The following is a 16,789-nucleotide window of genomic DNA, read 5'->3' as shown; positions in this document are numbered from 1 at the left end:
AGAATCAAATAGTAATACAATTATTCCGACTTTTCTATCTTAATTGTTTTTCTATATCTTGTATCATTTTAGATGGAGAAGTCTGTGGTGCATATCGCTCTATTACTTTCCCTTCTTTATTTATAAGAAATTTTGTGAAATTCCATTTAATTGCTTCAGATAAAAATCCTTTTTTTTCCGACACTAAATATTGAAATAACGGTTCAGCATCTTTTCCTTTCACATTTACTTTTGAAAATATAGGGAATGATACACCATAATTCAATTGACAAAATTCAATGGTGCTTTCAATTTTTTCAAATTCTTGGTTATTAAATTGATCGCAAGGAAATCCTAGTATTACTAACCCTTCTTCTTTATAAGTTTCATATAATTTCTGTAATTCAGCAAACTGTGGTGTAAAACCACAATGACTTGCAGTATTTACAATAATCATTGGTTTATTCTTGTATATATTTAAGGAAACATCTTCACCTTTTGTATTCTGCACCGTAAAGTCGTAAATTCTAGTCATTTTTACTCTCCTTCTTTAAGCTTATCTCTACCTTATTTCTTTCTTTAAATAATCTCAAGAATTTAGTTTGTATTTAGAGAGACAAGTCTCCACATGAATAGCTAAGAAAAGCGCAAGCGTCCATTTGAGTGCATCGGTCTTCACCATTTCCAGAGTGCTTTGGACGAAATATTGGCTACACTATTACCGTTAGGGTTATGGAACGTGAAGTGACTGCGTTACTTCACGTTCCATTTTTTTCGGTAATCTTGTGGTGGATGTTTGTCCGTTGCCTTCTTGGAATATGTAAAGACATGGTGCATTAGGTTTGGTTAATGAGAGATTAGATGCTTTCCTACTCTTTTAAAAGCGGACGAAGATGCAATTTAGTCCGCTCAGCACTTCTTTATCTATGAATGCTATCTATTTTTTAGGTTCCACTTGCCCTATTGATAAACAATGGAGAGTACTAGTTCATTATTCCCACGAAGTATATTGTCTTTATTATTTGCACTATTGATTGAAGAGGAAGGCGGCGATTCCTGGTGGATTAGCAAGAAAATCAACTCCCTGGACGGAGCGTAGTGAAATTAATTTTTGCGACGAAGCTTGCGCAGGAGCAAATCCTTTCTGCGACGAAGCTTGCGCAGGAGCAAATCCTTTCTGCGACGAAGCTTGCGCAGGAGCAAATCCTTTCTGCGACGAGTAACCGCAGGAGCAAAGGAAGCAGCTTGATGTTTGCCCTACTTGCAAGCGTCCGCTTCAGCGGAAATCAACCTGTTCATGGAGTAAAAATTTACATAATAACTCATTCTTCCTAAAAACGAAATAAATATTTCCTTTCTACTAGAACAGAAGATGGACAGAGTCCCTTAATATGCAGTTTCTTTAGGCGAAATAACTTGCTCAATACAGCTATCTTTACTGGAAAATAATTCTTAGAGACTAATTGTACTTTACCTGTTATCAAATTTGGTAGTAAATAATTGTTATAATATAAGCTAGATTTATTAATGCATAATGCAATTCAGCGTCAAAAAGCCTTGAATTATTATCCATAATCAGTTAGAAAATGGCGCTTCGAGACTAATTCGGACAAACCCGAGACCAGTTGTCCTGCGGACGAGACCAAATCTCACAATAAAGAGTTATCTCTTAGTGAGATAGTTCATTTAATCAATAAAGTAGTCCATCTTCACAATAGAATTCTTTTGTCTTTATTAGAATCAATTTTGCTCATATAATTTTACACAAAAAAAAGTTGTTACCGATTACTCGGTAACAACTTTTTATAGTGCCCAGCGACGTCCTACTCTTGCAGGGGGAAACCCCCAACTACCATCGGCGCTGAAGAGCTTAACTTCCGTGTTCGGTATGGGAACGGGTGTGACCTCTTCGCCATCATCACTAGACAATGAGTGCTTGTTCACTCAAAACTGGATAAAAGACATTGAAATGTGCAAATTCTATTTGGTTAAGTCCTCGATCGATTAGTATTCGTCAGCTGCACATGTCGCCACGCTTCCACCCCGAACCTATCTACCTCATCGTCTTTGAGGGATCTTACTTACTTGCGTAATGGGAAATCTCATCTTGAGGGGGGCTTCGTGCTTAGATGCTTTCAGCACTTATCCCGTCCACACATAGCTACCCAGCGATGCTCTTGGCAGAACAACTGGTACACCAGCGGTGTGTCCATCCCGGTCCTCTCGTACTAAGGACAGCTCCTCTCAAATTTCCTACGCCCACGACGGATAGGGACCGAACTGTCTCACGACGTTCTGAACCCAGCTCGCGTACCGCTTTAATGGGCGAACAGCCCAACCCTTGGGACCGACTACAGCCCCAGGATGCGATGAGCCGACATCGAGGTGCCAAACCTCCCCGTCGATGTGGACTCTTGGGGGAGATAAGCCTGTTATCCCCGGGGTAGCTTTTATCCGTTGAGCGATGGCCCTTCCATGCGGAACCACCGGATCACTAAGCCCGTCTTTCGACCCTGCTCGACTTGTAGGTCTCGCAGTCAAGCTCCCTTCTGCCTTTACACTCTTCGAATGATTTCCAACCATTCTGAGGGAACCTTTGGGCGCCTCCGTTACACTTTAGGAGGCGACCGCCCCAGTCAAACTACCCGCCTGACACTGTCTCCTACCCGGGTTACGGGTATGGGTTAGAATTTCAATACAACCAGGGCAGTATCCCACCGACGCCTCCTCCGAAGCTGGCGCTCCGGGCTCTAAGGCTCCTGCCTATCCTGTACAAGTTGCACCAAAATTCAATATCAAGCTATAGTAAAGCTCCACGGGGTCTTTCCGTCCTGTCGCGGGTAACCTGCATCTTCACAGGTACTATAATTTCACCGAGTCTCTCGTTGAGACAGTGCCCAGATCGTTACGCCTTTCGTGCGGGTCGGAACTTACCCGACAAGGAATTTCGCTACCTTAGGACCGTTATAGTTACGGCCGCCGTTTACTGGGGCTTCAATTCGCACCTTCGCTTGCGCTAAGCACTCCTCTTAACCTTCCAGCACCGGGCAGGCGTCAGCCCCTATACTTCACCTTACGGTTTTGCAGAGACCTGTGTTTTTGCTAAACAGTCGCCTGGGCCTATTCACTGCGGCTCTTCTAGGCTATACACCCAAAAGAGCACCCCTTCTCCCGAAGTTACGGGGTCATTTTGCCGAGTTCCTTAACGAGAGTTCTCTCGCTCACCTTAGGATTCTCTCCTCGACTACCTGTGTCGGTTTGCGGTACGGGCACCTATCACCTCGCTAGAGGCTTTTCTTGGCAGTGTGAAATCAGGAACTTCGGACTAAGTCCTCGCCATCACAGCTCAATGTTACAGAGTGCGGATTTGCCTACACTCACACCTCACTGCTTGGACATGCATAACCAACAGCATGCTTACCCTATCCTTCTGCGTCCCCCCATTGCTCAAACGGTGGTTTGGTGGTACAGGAATATCAACCTGTTGTCCATCGTCTACGCCTATCGGCCTCGACTTAGGTCCCGACTAACCCTGAGCGGACGAGCCTTCCTCAGGAAACCTTAGTCATACGGTGGATGGGATTCTCACCCATCTTTCGCTACTCATACCGGCATTCTCACTTCTAAGCGCTCCACCAGTCCTTCCGGTCTGACTTCAACGCCCTTAGAACGCTCTCCTACCACTGATACCATAGGTATCAATCCACAGCTTCGGTGATTTGTTTAGCCCCGATACATTTTCGGCGCAGCGTCACTCGACCAGTGAGCTATTACGCACTCTTTAAATGATGGCTGCTTCTAAGCCAACATCCTGGTTGTCTAAGCAACGCCACATCCTTTTCCACTTAACAAATACTTTGGGACCTTAGCTGGTGGTCTGGGCTGTTTCCCTCTTGACTACGGATCTTATCACTCGCAGTCTGACTCCCAAACATAAATCATTGGCATTCGGAGTTTGTCTGAATTCGGTAACCCGGGATGGGCCCCTAGTCCAAACAGTGCTCTACCTCCAAGATTCTAACGTTTGAGGCTAGCCCTAAAGCTATTTCGGAGAGAACCAGCTATCTCCAGGTTCGATTGGAATTTCTCCGCTACCCACACCTCATCCCCGCACTTTTCAACGTGCGTGGGTTCGGACCTCCAGTAAGTGTTACCTTACCTTCATCCTGGACATGGGTAGATCACCTGGTTTCGGGTCTACGACCACATACTCATTCGCCCTATTCAGACTCGCTTTCGCTGCGGCTCCGTCTTCTCAACTTAACCTTGCATGTAATCGTAACTCGCCGGTTCATTCTACAAAAGGCACGCCATCACCCATTAACGGGCTCTGACTACTTGTAGGCACGCGGTTTCAGGATCTATTTCACTCCCCTTCCGGGGTGCTTTTCACCTTTCCCTCACGGTACTGGTTCACTATCGGTCACTAGGTAGTATTTAGCCTTGGGAGATGGTCCTCCCAGATTCCGACGGAATTTCACGTGTTCCGCCGTACTCAGGATACACTCAAGAGAGAATGAACTTTTGACTACGGGGCTTTTACCCTATCCTGCGGACCTTTCCAGATCGCTTCGTCTAGCTCATTCCTTTGTAACTCTATGTAGAGTGTCCTACAACCCCAAGAGGCAAGCCTCTTGGTTTGGGCTATTCCCGTTTCGCTCGCCGCTACTCAGGGAATCGATTTTTCTTTCTCTTCCTCCAGGTACTTAGATGTTTCAGTTCCCTGGGTGTGCCACAGATACGCTATGTATTCACGTAAATGTACTGCTCCATTACGAACAGTGGGTTTCCCCATTCGGAAATCTCCGGATCAAAGCTCACTTACAGCTCCCCGAAGCATATCGGTGTTAGTGCCGTCCTTCTTCGGCTCCTAGTGCCAAGGCATTCACCGCGCGCCCTTATTAACTTAACCTAATTTGGTCCTCCGTGGAAACACGGACTTCCTATAGTAGTTAAAAATACTACGCAAAATATAATCACAAAAATGATTACAAATTGAATTTCTTGAATTTGTTTCTTTCAATGTCTTTTTATCCAGTTTTCAAAGAACAAGTTTTCAAATGCTCATAAAAATGAACATTCAAAACTGAACTGCAAAACGTTAAGATACAGATAAAAATCTGTATTCCGATATTATCCTTAGAAAGGAGGTGATCCAGCCGCACCTTCCGATACGGCTACCTTGTTACGACTTCACCCCAATCATCTGTCCCACCTTCGGCGGCTGGCTCCCGTAAGGGTTACCCCACCGACTTCGGGTGTTACAAACTCTCGTGGTGTGACGGGCGGTGTGTACAAGGCCCGGGAACGTATTCACCGTGGCATGCTGATCCACGATTACTAGCGATTCCGGCTTCATGTAGGCGAGTTGCAGCCTACAATCCGAACTGAGAACGGTTTTATGGGATTAGCTCACCCTCGCGGGGTTGCGACCCTCTGTACCGTCCATTGTAGCACGTGTGTAGCCCAGGTCATAAGGGGCATGATGATTTGACGTCATCCCCACCTTCCTCCGGTTTATCACCGGCAGTCACCTTAGAGTGCCCAACTAAATGCTGGCAACTAAGATCAAGGGTTGCGCTCGTTGCGGGACTTAACCCAACATCTCACGACACGAGCTGACGACAACCATGCACCACCTGTCACCGCTGTCCCCGAAGGGAAAGATCTATCTCTAGAACGGTCAGCGGGATGTCAAGACCTGGTAAGGTTCTTCGCGTTGCTTCGAATTAAACCACATGCTCCACCGCTTGTGCGGGCCCCCGTCAATTCCTTTGAGTTTCAGTCTTGCGACCGTACTCCCCAGGCGGAGTGCTTAATGCGTTAGCTGCAGCACTAAGGGGCGGAAACCCCCTAACACTTAGCACTCATCGTTTACGGCGTGGACTACCAGGGTATCTAATCCTGTTTGCTCCCCACGCTTTCGCGCCTCAGCGTCAGTTACAGACCAGAAAGCCGCCTTCGCCACTGGTGTTCCTCCAAATCTCTACGCATTTCACCGCTACACTTGGAATTCCGCTTTCCTCTTCTGTACTCAAGTCCCCCAGTTTCCAATGACCTTCCACGGTTGAGCCGTGGGATTTCACATCAGACTTAAAGGACCGCCTGCGCGCGCTTTACGCCCAATAATTCCGGACAACGCTTGCCACCTACGTATTACCGCGGCTGCTGGCACGTAGTTAGCCGTGGCTTTCTAATGAGGTACCGTCAAGGTACGAGCAGTTACTCTCGTACTTATTCTTCCCTCACAACAGAGTTTTACGATCCGAAAACCTTCTTCACTCACGCGGCATTGCTCCATCAGACTTTCGTCCATTGTGGAAGATTCCCTACTGCTGCCTCCCGTAGGAGTCTGGGCCGTGTCTCAGTCCCAGTGTGGCCGATCACCCTCTCAGGTCGGCTACGCATCGTCGCCTTGGTGAGCCGTTACCTCACCAACTAGCTAATGCGCCGCGGGCCCATCCTGTAGTGACAGCCGAAACCGTCTTTTAACATTTCCCCATGTGAGGAAATGGATTATTCGGTATTAGCCCCGGTTTCCCGGAGTTATCCCAATCTACAGGGCAGGTTGCCCACGTGTTACTCACCCGTCCGCCGCTAAATCAGAAGAAGCAAGCTTCTTCATCATTCGCTCGACTTGCATGTATTAGGCATGCCGCCAGCGTTCGTCCTGAGCCAGGATCAAACTCTCCATAATAGAGAACTTAAAAAGCTCATTTTGTTTTGCTGGCATCATCATTAAATGATGTCCAAATTGTTTTGCTATCGAACTAACCGAAGTTAGTCTTTCAAGCTGTATTTCTTAACGTTTTGCATGTTCAGTTTTCAATGTTCATGTTATCGACTTGTTTTGGCGACTTCTATATAATATCAAGAATAAACATCTATGTCAACACTTTATTTAAAAAAATATAAAGCCCTTTCCCTTCGAATAATATTAGGAAAGAGCAAGATAAAATAGTTACAAAATTGTCTCTATATGAATAGTTCTATTTGCTGCCAAATCAATTATTTGGCCAGATTCAGTTAGTCTAATCATAGGTCGAAATGGCGAATCTCTATGCATGAATAATACCTCTCCTTTTTCCCCCGTAGATAAAAGAACGGGTGTAGAAATAGGTAGAGCACCTACTAATGAAATCAAAGCATTTACGACTTCAATGTTATATTTACCAAACTCTTCTTCTTTAATCATTTCCAATACTTTAAAAGATGAACTCTTTGCGCGATATATTCGTTCTGATGTCATAGCATGATAAACATCCGCTACAGCAATTATTTGAGAAAGTGTTGAAATGCTATCCAACTTTTCACCTTTTGGATAACCACTGCCATCTAATCTTTCGTGATGTTGGAAAATAGCAATTTTCATCTCGGGCTTTAGCAATGGACTGTCTTTAACCATTTGAAAACTGTGAATCGTATGTTTCTTAATCTCGGAGAAATCTGCTTCCGTTAAATACGACTTTTTCTCTCTTATTTTTTTATCTACTTTTGCCATCCCAATATCAGCCATTAAGCCTGCAGTTGCTATTTGAATAGTTTGTCCACCTGAGTATCCCATTTTTTTAGCGATGGCACCTGATAGTATTCCAACCGCTATGGAATGATGAGCAATATACTTTTCTATAGAAGAGTAGTCATTCAAATGGAAAAAGATTTGCCTTTCTGCTGATGCACTTTCAACTAGAGGTATTAATATATTCCGTAACTTTGCTACATCAACCTTCATTCCCGATTCCCAAGAACTAAATTCCTTGTGAAAATTATTTACTCCATCATTATATAAGTTGATAAATTCCACTTTTATTTCTGGTAGAGCTTCTTTATTTACTTTCTTTACTTTTTCATTGTTTAATTTGCTTATTATTTCTTCTTCGGATCTATTAAACTTATTATCGATTGCTATTGGTACTTTGTTTATATTAAAAGCACGCAATACTTGAATATGCTCTCTTGATACTCTTGTGTCTTTTCGTATAATAGGAGATTGCGTGTTAACCAAAATATCTTCCGCAATAATACTTCCTAATTTCAACTCGTCTAAATTCTCTAACATATACTCCAATGTATTTCCTCCTTTCCTTTAATTTTTCTTAATTATACCAAATATTCATTAATTAAATACAAAAAAACTCCTAGGTAAAAAATATTTACCTAAGAGTTTCTTCTTTTATTCTTCTGTATTTTCTATTATTGACCCATTTATTTCATTAGAAGAAATTTCATTTACTACTTCTTCTTCATCTTCTTCTTCTTTTTCTACTTTTTCTACTTTTGCAACAGTAGCAATTAACTCGTCATCCGCTAATCTCATTAATCGGACACCTTGTGTGCTTCTACCAGTTATTGATATATCATTTACATCCATACGAATAAGCATACCGTTTATCGTAATTAACATTAGATCCTCTGTTCCATCAACTGCCTTAACTGCAGATAAAGGACCGTTTTTATCGGTAATTTGGCAAGTTTTTACACCCATTCCACCACGACTCTGTAAGCGGTATTCTATTTCTGGTGTTCGTTTGCCGTAACCATTTTCTGTTACAACTAAAATTTCTTGTTCAGGTTCGATAATTTCCATACCAACTACATAATCGTCATCTTTTAAACGAATGCCTCTAACTCCACCAGCTGTTCTACCCATAGATCGGATATCTGTTTCTTCAAAGCGGACTAATTTCCCTTGACGTGTCCCAATAATAATTTGTTTACTTCCATCTGTTAAACGGACTGCAATAAGTTCATCATCCTCACGTAAAGAGATGGCAATTAATCCATTTGCCCTAATATGAGCAAAACCAGTTACAGGAGAGCGCTTAGTTACACCTTGTTTTGTTGTGAAAATGAAATAATTATCTTCTTCAAAAGAAGCCATTGGTATCATTGCGGTAACTTGTTCATCTTTTTCTATACCTAGCAAGTTAACAAGTGGCAAGCCTTTCGCTGTACGGCCATATTCCGGAACTTCGAATCCTCTTGCACGATACACTTTTCCTTTGTTTGTAAAAAACAATATAGTGTCATGTGTTGATGTATACAATAAATGTTCTACGAAGTCATTTTCGTTCGTTCCCATTCCTTGGACACCACGACCTCCACGTTTTTGGCTCTTATACGTATTTGCAGGTAAACGTTTAATGTAACCTTTATTGGTTAATGTAAGGACAGAGTTTTCCACTGGAATTAAGTCTTCATCTTCTAACACTTCTGCTCCACCAGCAACAATTTCTGTTCTCCGCTTATCACTATACCGATCTTTAATTTCTGTAATCTCTTCTCTTATTATCTCAAGTATTCTATAGTCATTTGCTAAAATAAATTTCAATTCATCTATTAGTTTTACAAGTGCACTATATTCGTCTTCAATCTTGTCACGTTCTAACCCTGTTAAACGTTGCAAACGCATATCTAAAATTGCTTGGGCTTGACGTTCAGACAAATTGAATTTCTCCATTAAACCATTTTTTGCTTCTTCGCCGGTTTGAGAAGCTCTGATTAATGTAATAATTTCATCTATATGATCTAAAGCAATTCGTAAGCCCTCTAAAATATGAGCACGATCTTCTGCTTTATTTAGCTCAAATTGCGTACGACGACGAATAATTACCTTTTGATGCTCTAGATAATGGTAAAGCATTTCTTTTATGTTCAATACTTTAGGTTGATTATCAACAAGTGCGAGCATATTGACTCCAAAGCTCGATTGTAATGCAGTCTGTTTATATAAATTATTAAGTAAAACATGTGAATTAGCATCTTTTCTAACTTCAATTACAATTCGCATACCATTTCGGTCAGATTCATCTGCTAAATGGGTAATACCATCAATTTTTTTATCACGAACTAATTCTGCAATCTTCTCGATTAAACGTGCTTTGTTTACTTGATAAGGTAATTCAGTAACAATAATTACTTCTTTACCACTAGCTTTTAGCTCTATTTCAACTTTTGCTCTAATTAATATAGAACCTCTACCTGTTTCATATGCACGACGAATACCGCTTCTACCTAAGATAATACCAGCAGTAGGAAAGTCAGGACCAGGGATTATGGTCATTAACTCTTCAATTGTAATTGCAGGATTTTCAGATAAAGCTAATACTCCATCAATTACTTCACCTAAATTATGAGAAGGAATATTTGTTGCCATCCCGACAGCAATACCCGAAGCACCATTTACCAATAAGTTTGGATATCTACTAGGTAAAACAACGGGTTCTTTTTCTTGTCCATCATAATTATCTTTATAATCAATGGTATTTTTATTGATATCCCGTAATAACTCTAAAGCAATTTTAGACATACGAGATTCTGTATAACGCATAGCGGCTGCTCCGTCACCATCCACAGATCCGAAGTTACCATGACCATCCACCAACATATAACGATAACTAAAATCTTGCGCCATACGAACCATTGCTTCATAAATGGAGGAGTCACCATGTGGATGGTACTTCCCCATAACGTCTCCAACAATACGAGCAGATTTTTTATGAGGTTTATCCGGTGTATTCCCCAATTCTTGCATACCATATAAGATTCGACGATGAACAGGTTTTAAACCATCGCGAACATCTGGTAATGCGCGGGATACAATTACACTCATTGCATAGTCAAGGAAAGATGTTTTCATTTCTTGACTTATATTAATCCCTCTAACGCCTTTATTTGGAATTTCCGACATTCTCAATACCTCCAGTCACACACTTACTTAAATATCTAAATTTTTAACGTATACAGCATTTTCTTCGATAAATAGACGTCTAGGCTCTACATCTTCACCCATTAACTGTTCAAATACAGCATCCGCCTCCATGGCATTGTCTAAGTTTATTTGAAGTAAGGTGCGAACGTCGGGGTCCATTGTTGTATCCCATAGTTGAGTTGCATCCATTTCACCGAGTCCTTTATATCGTTGAATATTAGGTTTAGAAGTTTTCGGTAAACGGTCTATAATTTCTTTTAGTTGTTCTTCATTATAGCAATATTCTACATGCTTCCCTTGTTTTACTTGATATAACGGCGGTTGTGCAGCATACACATAGCCAGCTTCGATTAATGGTCTCATGAATCGAAAGAAGAATGTAAGTAATAAAGTTCTAATATGTGCACCGTCAACATCGGCATCTGTCATTATGATTATTTTATGGTAACGAGCTTTTTCTAAAGTAAATTCTTCTCCAATACCGGTACCGAGAGCTGTAATCATGGCACGTATTTCAGCGTTTCCAAGAATTCTATCTAAACGAGCTTTTTCCACGTTTAAAATTTTTCCACGCAACGGTAATATTGCTTGGAAGTGACGATCTCGTCCTGATTTTGCCGAACCACCAGCAGAGTCACCTTCTACGATATACAATTCGCTTTCTGCAGGTACACGTGAAGAACAATCTGCCAACTTCCCAGGAAGACTCGAAACTTCTAAAGCTGATTTTCTACGAGTAAATTCACGAGCTTTTTTCGCAGCGACGCGAGCTCTGGCTGCCATTAGGCCTTTGTCTACAACTTTTCGAGCAACTTGGGGATTTTCTAATAAAAATCGATCAAAACCTTCTGCAAATAAACTATTTGTAATAGTGCTCACTTCTGAATTACCTAGTTTTGTCTTCGTTTGTCCTTCAAATTGGGGATTAGGGTGTTTAACGGAAACGATTGCTGTTAAACCTTCCCTTACATCGTCCCCTGATAAATTAGTATCGGCATCTTTTAAGAAACCATTTTTTCTAGCGTAGTCATTGATAACACGAGTGAGCGCCATTTTAAAACCTGACTCATGTGTTCCACCTTCATACGTATTAATATTATTCGCAAAAGATAATATATTAGACGAATATCCGGCATTATATTGCATAGCAATTTCAATTGAAATACCATCTTTTTCGCCTTCTACAAATATTGCTTCTTCCGTAATTGGCTCTTTAGATTTATTAAGATCCTCCACGTAAGATTTTATTCCGCCTTCATAATAATATTTAGTAGATTTTTCTTGTCCTTCTCGTTCATCCGCAATTGTAATAGACAAACCACGATTTAGATAAGCCAGTTCACGTACACGATGGGATAAGAGATCAAATTCATATACAGTAGTTTCAGTGAAAATTTCATAGTCTGCTTTAAATCTTGTCAATGTTCCAGTTTCATCTGAATCACCAATAACAGCTAATGGAGAACTAACATCTCCTCTTTCAAATTTAATGCAATGAATTTTTCCATCACGTTTAACATATACTTCTGTAAACTCAGAAAGAGCATTTACAACAGATGCACCAACTCCGTGAAGTCCACCGGAGACTTTATAGCCACCACCGCCAAATTTACCTCCAGCATGGAGAACGGTCATGATAACTTCAACTGCTGGTTTTCCCATTTTTTCTTGATTACTTACAGGGATTCCACGTCCGTTATCTTCTACTCGGATCCAATTGTCTTTCTCAATTGTGACAATAATATGATCGCAATAGCCTGCAAGGGCTTCATCAATACTATTATCGACTATTTCCCACACCAAATGGTGGAGTCCTTTTGAACTGGTAGTTCCAATATACATCCCTGGACGTTTTCTTACAGCTTCTAATCCCTCTAAAACTTGTATCTGTTCAGCATCATAAGAGGATTCTAATTCTTTTTCTTCCATTGCCAACTTGCTCACCCACTCTTTCATCACTTCAATAATGGTGAAACTAATCTATTTTAATATATTAGAAATTTATTGTTTTATCACAACTGCCCCTTGTTCCACATGAAACATTTGAGCCTGTTGAATGGTTTCATGTGCAAGACCATCTACACTTGTAGTAGTGACAAAGGTTTGTACATCCCCTTGAATGGTATTTAACAAATGAGACTGTCTATAATCATCAAGTTCTGACAAAACGTCATCCAGTAATAAAACAGGAGCTTCACCTACCTCCTGTTTTATAAGTTCTATCTCAGCAAGTTTTAAAGACAATGCCGTTGTACGCTGTTGTCCTTGAGATCCATATGTTTGAACATCATAATTATTCACAAAAAATTGAAGATCATCTCTGTGAGGACCTGTTAAGGTTATACCTCTATCAAGTTCTCTTTTTTTACTTTCAAATAATCTTTTTTCTAGATAGTCTTTCATTTCAATATCAGACCAATCTGCTTTTATACCAGAAGTTGTATGATAAGATACTGTCAACTTTTCTAGACCTCTAGAAATACCAAAATGAATTGGCTCAGCCCACTTTTGTAATAATTCCATGAATTGAAATCTTTTTTGAATCACTTTTACAGCAGCATCTATATATTGTTCCGTATATACATCAAACATGACATCGTTTAATAATGATTTCCCTTGATGCTGTTTTAGAATATGATTTCGTTGTTTTAATACTTTTTGGAAATGAAGTAAATCATGTAAATAAACAGGGGAAATTTGACCGATCTCCATGTCAAGAAATCGTCTTCTAACTTGTGGACTTCCTTTTACTAAATATAAATCTTCTGGTGCAAACATAACTACATTCAACTGTCCAATATAATAACTAAGCTTTGTTTGTTCGAGGTGATTAACTTTTGCTTTTTTACCTTTTTTTGACAATATTAATTCTAAAGGTAAACGACCATATCTCTTTTGAACATCACCTTTTATTTTACCATAGTCTGCATCCCAGCGTATTAATTCTTTATCATTAGCTGTTCTGTGTGACTTCGCCATAGATAAAACATATAGTGATTCCATTAAATTTGTTTTTCCTTGCGCATTTTCTCCGATAAAGACATTAATTTTAGAGGAAAAATCCAATTGAATAGAATCATAATTACGGTAATCTTTTAGTTCTAATCGTTCGATATACATGTCAATCCCCGTTCTCTGGTCCAATCAATTGGAATTTTCCTACACCAGGAATATTCACTATATCCTTATTTCGAAGTTTTCGGCCTCTTCGCTGATCTATTTCACCATTCACATAAACAATATTTTCACTTAAAAACCATTTAGCCATCCCACCAGAGCTTATTACATCTGTCATTTTTAATAACTGACCAAGTGTTATAAATTCCGTGTCAAATCGAATATCTTCCAAAAATAACTCAACCTCTTCTCATTTTCATTATCCCTTCATTTTACTCTAAATAATCAAATAAGTAAAAAAAGATAGTCACCGAAGTGACTATCTTAAAATTAATATGTTCTTACAGGCAAAATTAGTTGCAAAATGGAGTCGTCATGTACTGACTTCAAAACAAAAGGTCTCATAGTTCCGGAAAATAATATTTTTATATCTTGTCCATCAATAGCTTTTAGTGCATCCATCATATACTTTGCACTAAATGAGATTTTTAATTCTTCTCCATCGATAGACTCTGCCAAAATTTGCTCTTCAACATTACCGATTTCTGGAGAATTGGAGGATACTTCAACAAATCCTTCACCAATCGTTGAAAAACGAACGACATTATTTCTTTCTTCTCTTGCCAATAAAGATGCACGATCTATTGCTTGCAGCAACGACTTTCCGTTTACTAAAATCGTTGTTTTATATTCACTTGGGATTAATCGAGATGTATCCGGATAGTTGCCTTCTAATAATCTGGAATAAAATAATACATCTTCTGTTTTAAATAAAATTTGTTGTTGGGTCATTACAATAGCAACTTCAGAAGAGGTTTCTTCTAAGATTTTATTTAATTCGTTTAAGCTCTTCCCTGGAATTACAACAGTATATTCTTCTTCCGGTAATTCTTTTACAATAGTTTTTCTACTGGCCAATCGATGGCTATCTGTTGCTATACAATGAAGTTCACCATCTTTAATCTGCCAGTTTACTCCAGTGAGGACAGGGCGACTTTCTGAGGTAGATACAGCAAATACAGTTTCTTTAATAATTGATTTTAATAAGTCAGATGGCATAAAAAATTGACGATTTTCCTCAATTTGCGGAAGTAACGGATATTCGGTGGCATCTAATCCTATTAGACTAAATTCAGATTTTCCTGAGCGAATATGTGTTTGAAACTGGTTAGTAACTTCAATCTCTATATCATTTGTAGGTAACTTTCGTACAATCTCACTAAATACTTTTGCTTGTAAAACAATAGAACCTGTTTCTGTAATTTTAATAATTTGTTCTCCATTTTTTTCTGTAGGGATAAATGTTTGAATTGTAATATCAGAATCACTACCTGTAATGTAAAGACCTGAATTTATAACCTCTAATTTTAACCCCGTTAATATTGGAACAGTTGTTTTGGAACTTACCGCTTTCATTACATCATTCAATCCCTCTAACAAACTATCTCTTGTTATATTGAATTTCATTTTCCTACCTCGCTTATATAATTATTATTTATTAAAAGATTAATAGATATAGTAATAGGGGCTGTGGATTTGTTGATAACTCCATTCTCCCCTACTTACACTAAAGTATCCACATGTGGATAAGGTGTGGTTAAACTAGATGGTAACAATATAACTTATCCACAGACTATTTTATCGTCCTAAAATAGACTTTATTTGTTTTACATCATCTTGTAAGTTCAGATCATCTTTAAGCATTCTCGAAATTTTCTCATGCGCATGAATCACAGTCGTGTGATCTCGTCCTCCAAATTCTTCTCCAATTTTAGGTAAAGAGAAATCAGTTAACTCGCGAGAAAGATACATTGCTACTTGTCGGGGAAATGCAATAGATTTAGTCCGTTTTTTAGCAGTGAAATCCTCTAGTCTTATATGAAAATGCTCTCCTACAACCTTTTGAATATCTAGAATTGTAATAATTCGTGGACGAGCGTTTGGCATAATATCTTTAAGTGCTTCGGCTGCTAAATCAGGGTTAATATCTTTATTTACGAGAGAAGAATATGCAACTACTCGTATTAGGGCACCTTCTAATTCGCGAATATTTGAATCTATTTGATTTGCAATATAAGCCATTACTTCGTCTGATATATCTAAGCCATCCGCTCTTGCCTTTTTACGTAAAATTGCAGTTCTTGTTTCTAAATCAGGTGGTGCAATATCTGTTATTAAACCCCATTCAAATCTTGAACGAAGACGATCCTCGAGTGTAGGAATTTCTTTTGGTGGTCGATCACTTGAAATGACAATTTGCTTGGATTCTTCGTGTAAAGCATTAAAAGTATGAAAAAATTCTTCTTGAGTTGATTCTTTTCCTGCAAGGAATTGAATATCATCAATTAATAGGACATCAATATTACGATATTTATTGCGAAATTCAATTGTTTTATTATCACGTATGGAGTTAATAAACTCATTCGTAAATTTTTCAGAAGATAAATAAACCACTTTTGCATTTGGATTATGTTCTTGAACATAATGACCAATCGCATGCATTAAGTGGGTTTTACCTAATCCTACTCCTCCATATACAAATAGAGGGTTATAGGCTTTTGCAGGAGCTTCTGCCACAGCTAGAGATGCAGCATGAGCAAAGCGGTTTCCAGAGCCAATTACAAATGTATCGAATGTATACTTGGAATTTAACATTCCTGGTGAAAAATCAGGTTGATCTCCATTATTTGAAGGAATTTTAGGACTTGGTACTTCAAAATCATCCAAACCTTGATTTTTAGGTACAACAAACGAAATAAGTAGTTCATTGCCTGTTAACTCAGTTAGTATTCCGGCAATTAGGTGAACATAATGATTTTCAAGCCAATCTCTTGCAAAGGAATTAGGAGCAGCTATCGTTACAGTTTCTCCTTGATATGAAAGTAGCTTGGTTGACTTTAACCAAGTTTCAAAACTAGGTTTTGAAGTCTTTTTTTCTACCTCAGAGAGAACTTTAGCCCATAGTTCTTCTAAATGTTCCAA

General features: G+C 39.4%; 9 protein-coding genes and 3 rRNA genes. 1 reads left to right on the top strand and 11 read right to left on the bottom strand.

All coding sequences use genetic code 11. The annotated features are described in order from the left end of the window. Positions 1-34: 34 nt before the first annotated feature. Positions 35-514, bottom strand: a complete 480-nt coding sequence (locus tag ACEPXD_RS00060) for a glutathione peroxidase (RefSeq protein ID WP_391118764.1) — start codon at positions 512-514, stop codon at positions 35-37. Between the two features lie 563 nt (positions 515-1,077). On the opposite strand from ACEPXD_RS00060, the gene ACEPXD_RS00055 reads away from it, so the two are divergent. Beyond that, positions 1,078-1,314, top strand: a complete 237-nt coding sequence (locus ACEPXD_RS00055) for a hypothetical protein (protein ID WP_391118762.1) — start codon at positions 1,078-1,080, stop codon at positions 1,312-1,314. 475 nt (positions 1,315-1,789) lie between these two features. Here the strand turns inward: ACEPXD_RS00055 and rrf are convergent. From rrf to dnaA, 10 genes are all read right to left on the bottom strand, one after another. Beyond that, positions 1,790-1,905, bottom strand: a 5S ribosomal RNA gene (gene rrf, locus ACEPXD_RS00050). Positions 1,906-1,963: 58 nt separating this feature from the next. Next, positions 1,964-4,891 (bottom strand): 23S ribosomal RNA (locus ACEPXD_RS00045). A gap of 231 nt (positions 4,892-5,122) precedes the next feature. Next, positions 5,123-6,676, bottom strand: a 16S ribosomal RNA gene (locus tag ACEPXD_RS00040). Together the 16S, 23S and 5S rRNA genes form the textbook arrangement of a ribosomal RNA operon. A gap of 264 nt (positions 6,677-6,940) precedes the next feature. Next, on the bottom strand, positions 6,941-8,038 hold the full coding sequence (locus ACEPXD_RS00035; protein WP_391123417.1) for an HD-GYP domain-containing protein: 1,098 nt from the start codon (positions 8,036-8,038) through the stop codon (positions 6,941-6,943). A gap of 114 nt (positions 8,039-8,152) precedes the next feature. Next, positions 8,153-10,669: a DNA gyrase subunit A gene (gyrA, locus tag ACEPXD_RS00030; protein ID WP_391118760.1), complete on the bottom strand. Its 2,517-nt coding sequence runs from the start codon at positions 10,667-10,669 to the stop codon at positions 8,153-8,155. Between the two features lie 27 nt (positions 10,670-10,696). Then, the gene (gene gyrB / locus ACEPXD_RS00025; RefSeq protein ID WP_391123414.1) at positions 10,697-12,619 is read right to left on the bottom strand and encodes a DNA topoisomerase (ATP-hydrolyzing) subunit B; all 1,923 of its coding nucleotides are present in this window, start codon (positions 12,617-12,619) and stop codon (positions 10,697-10,699) included. A 72-nt stretch (positions 12,620-12,691) separates the two neighbouring features. Further along, complete coding sequence (gene recF / locus ACEPXD_RS00020; RefSeq protein WP_391123411.1) at positions 12,692-13,810, bottom strand: DNA replication/repair protein RecF; 1,119 nt, start codon at positions 13,808-13,810, stop codon at positions 12,692-12,694. Position 13,811: 1 nt separating this feature from the next. Beyond that, on the bottom strand, positions 13,812-14,039 hold the full coding sequence (gene yaaA / locus ACEPXD_RS00015; protein ID WP_391118758.1) for a S4 domain-containing protein YaaA: 228 nt from the start codon (positions 14,037-14,039) through the stop codon (positions 13,812-13,814). A gap of 98 nt (positions 14,040-14,137) precedes the next feature. After that, the gene (dnaN, locus tag ACEPXD_RS00010; protein WP_391118756.1) at positions 14,138-15,274 is read right to left on the bottom strand and encodes a DNA polymerase III subunit beta; all 1,137 of its coding nucleotides are present in this window, start codon (positions 15,272-15,274) and stop codon (positions 14,138-14,140) included. A gap of 171 nt (positions 15,275-15,445) precedes the next feature. Continuing rightward, on the bottom strand, positions 15,446-16,789 hold the full coding sequence (dnaA, locus tag ACEPXD_RS00005; protein WP_391118754.1) for a chromosomal replication initiator protein DnaA: 1,344 nt from the start codon (positions 16,787-16,789) through the stop codon (positions 15,446-15,448).

The organism is Psychrobacillus sp. L3 (genome assembly GCF_042945595.1).
GTDB lineage: Bacteria > Bacillota > Bacilli > Bacillales_A > Planococcaceae > Psychrobacillus.
Note: the sequence above shows the minus strand (reverse complement) of the source record. Positions and strands in the feature narration are given on the sequence as shown.

What these genes read in the sequence shown, in the direction of transcription:
- ACEPXD_RS00060 (WP_391118764.1), bottom strand. Translation starts at nt 514, where the DNA reads ATGACTAGAATTTACGACTTTACGGTGCAGAATACAAAAGGTGAAGAT.
- ACEPXD_RS00035 (WP_391123417.1), bottom strand. Translation starts at nt 8,038, where the DNA reads ATGTTAGAGAATTTAGACGAGTTGAAATTAGGAAGTATTATTGCGGAA.
- gyrA (WP_391118760.1), bottom strand. Translation starts at nt 10,669, where the DNA reads ATGTCGGAAATTCCAAATAAAGGCGTTAGAGGGATTAATATAAGTCAA.
- gyrB (WP_391123414.1), bottom strand. Translation starts at nt 12,619, where the DNA reads ATGGAAGAAAAAGAATTAGAATCCTCTTATGATGCTGAACAGATACAA.
- recF (WP_391123411.1), bottom strand. Translation starts at nt 13,810, where the DNA reads ATGTATATCGAACGATTAGAACTAAAAGATTACCGTAATTATGATTCT.
- dnaN (WP_391118756.1), bottom strand. Translation starts at nt 15,274, where the DNA reads ATGAAATTCAATATAACAAGAGATAGTTTGTTAGAGGGATTGAATGAT.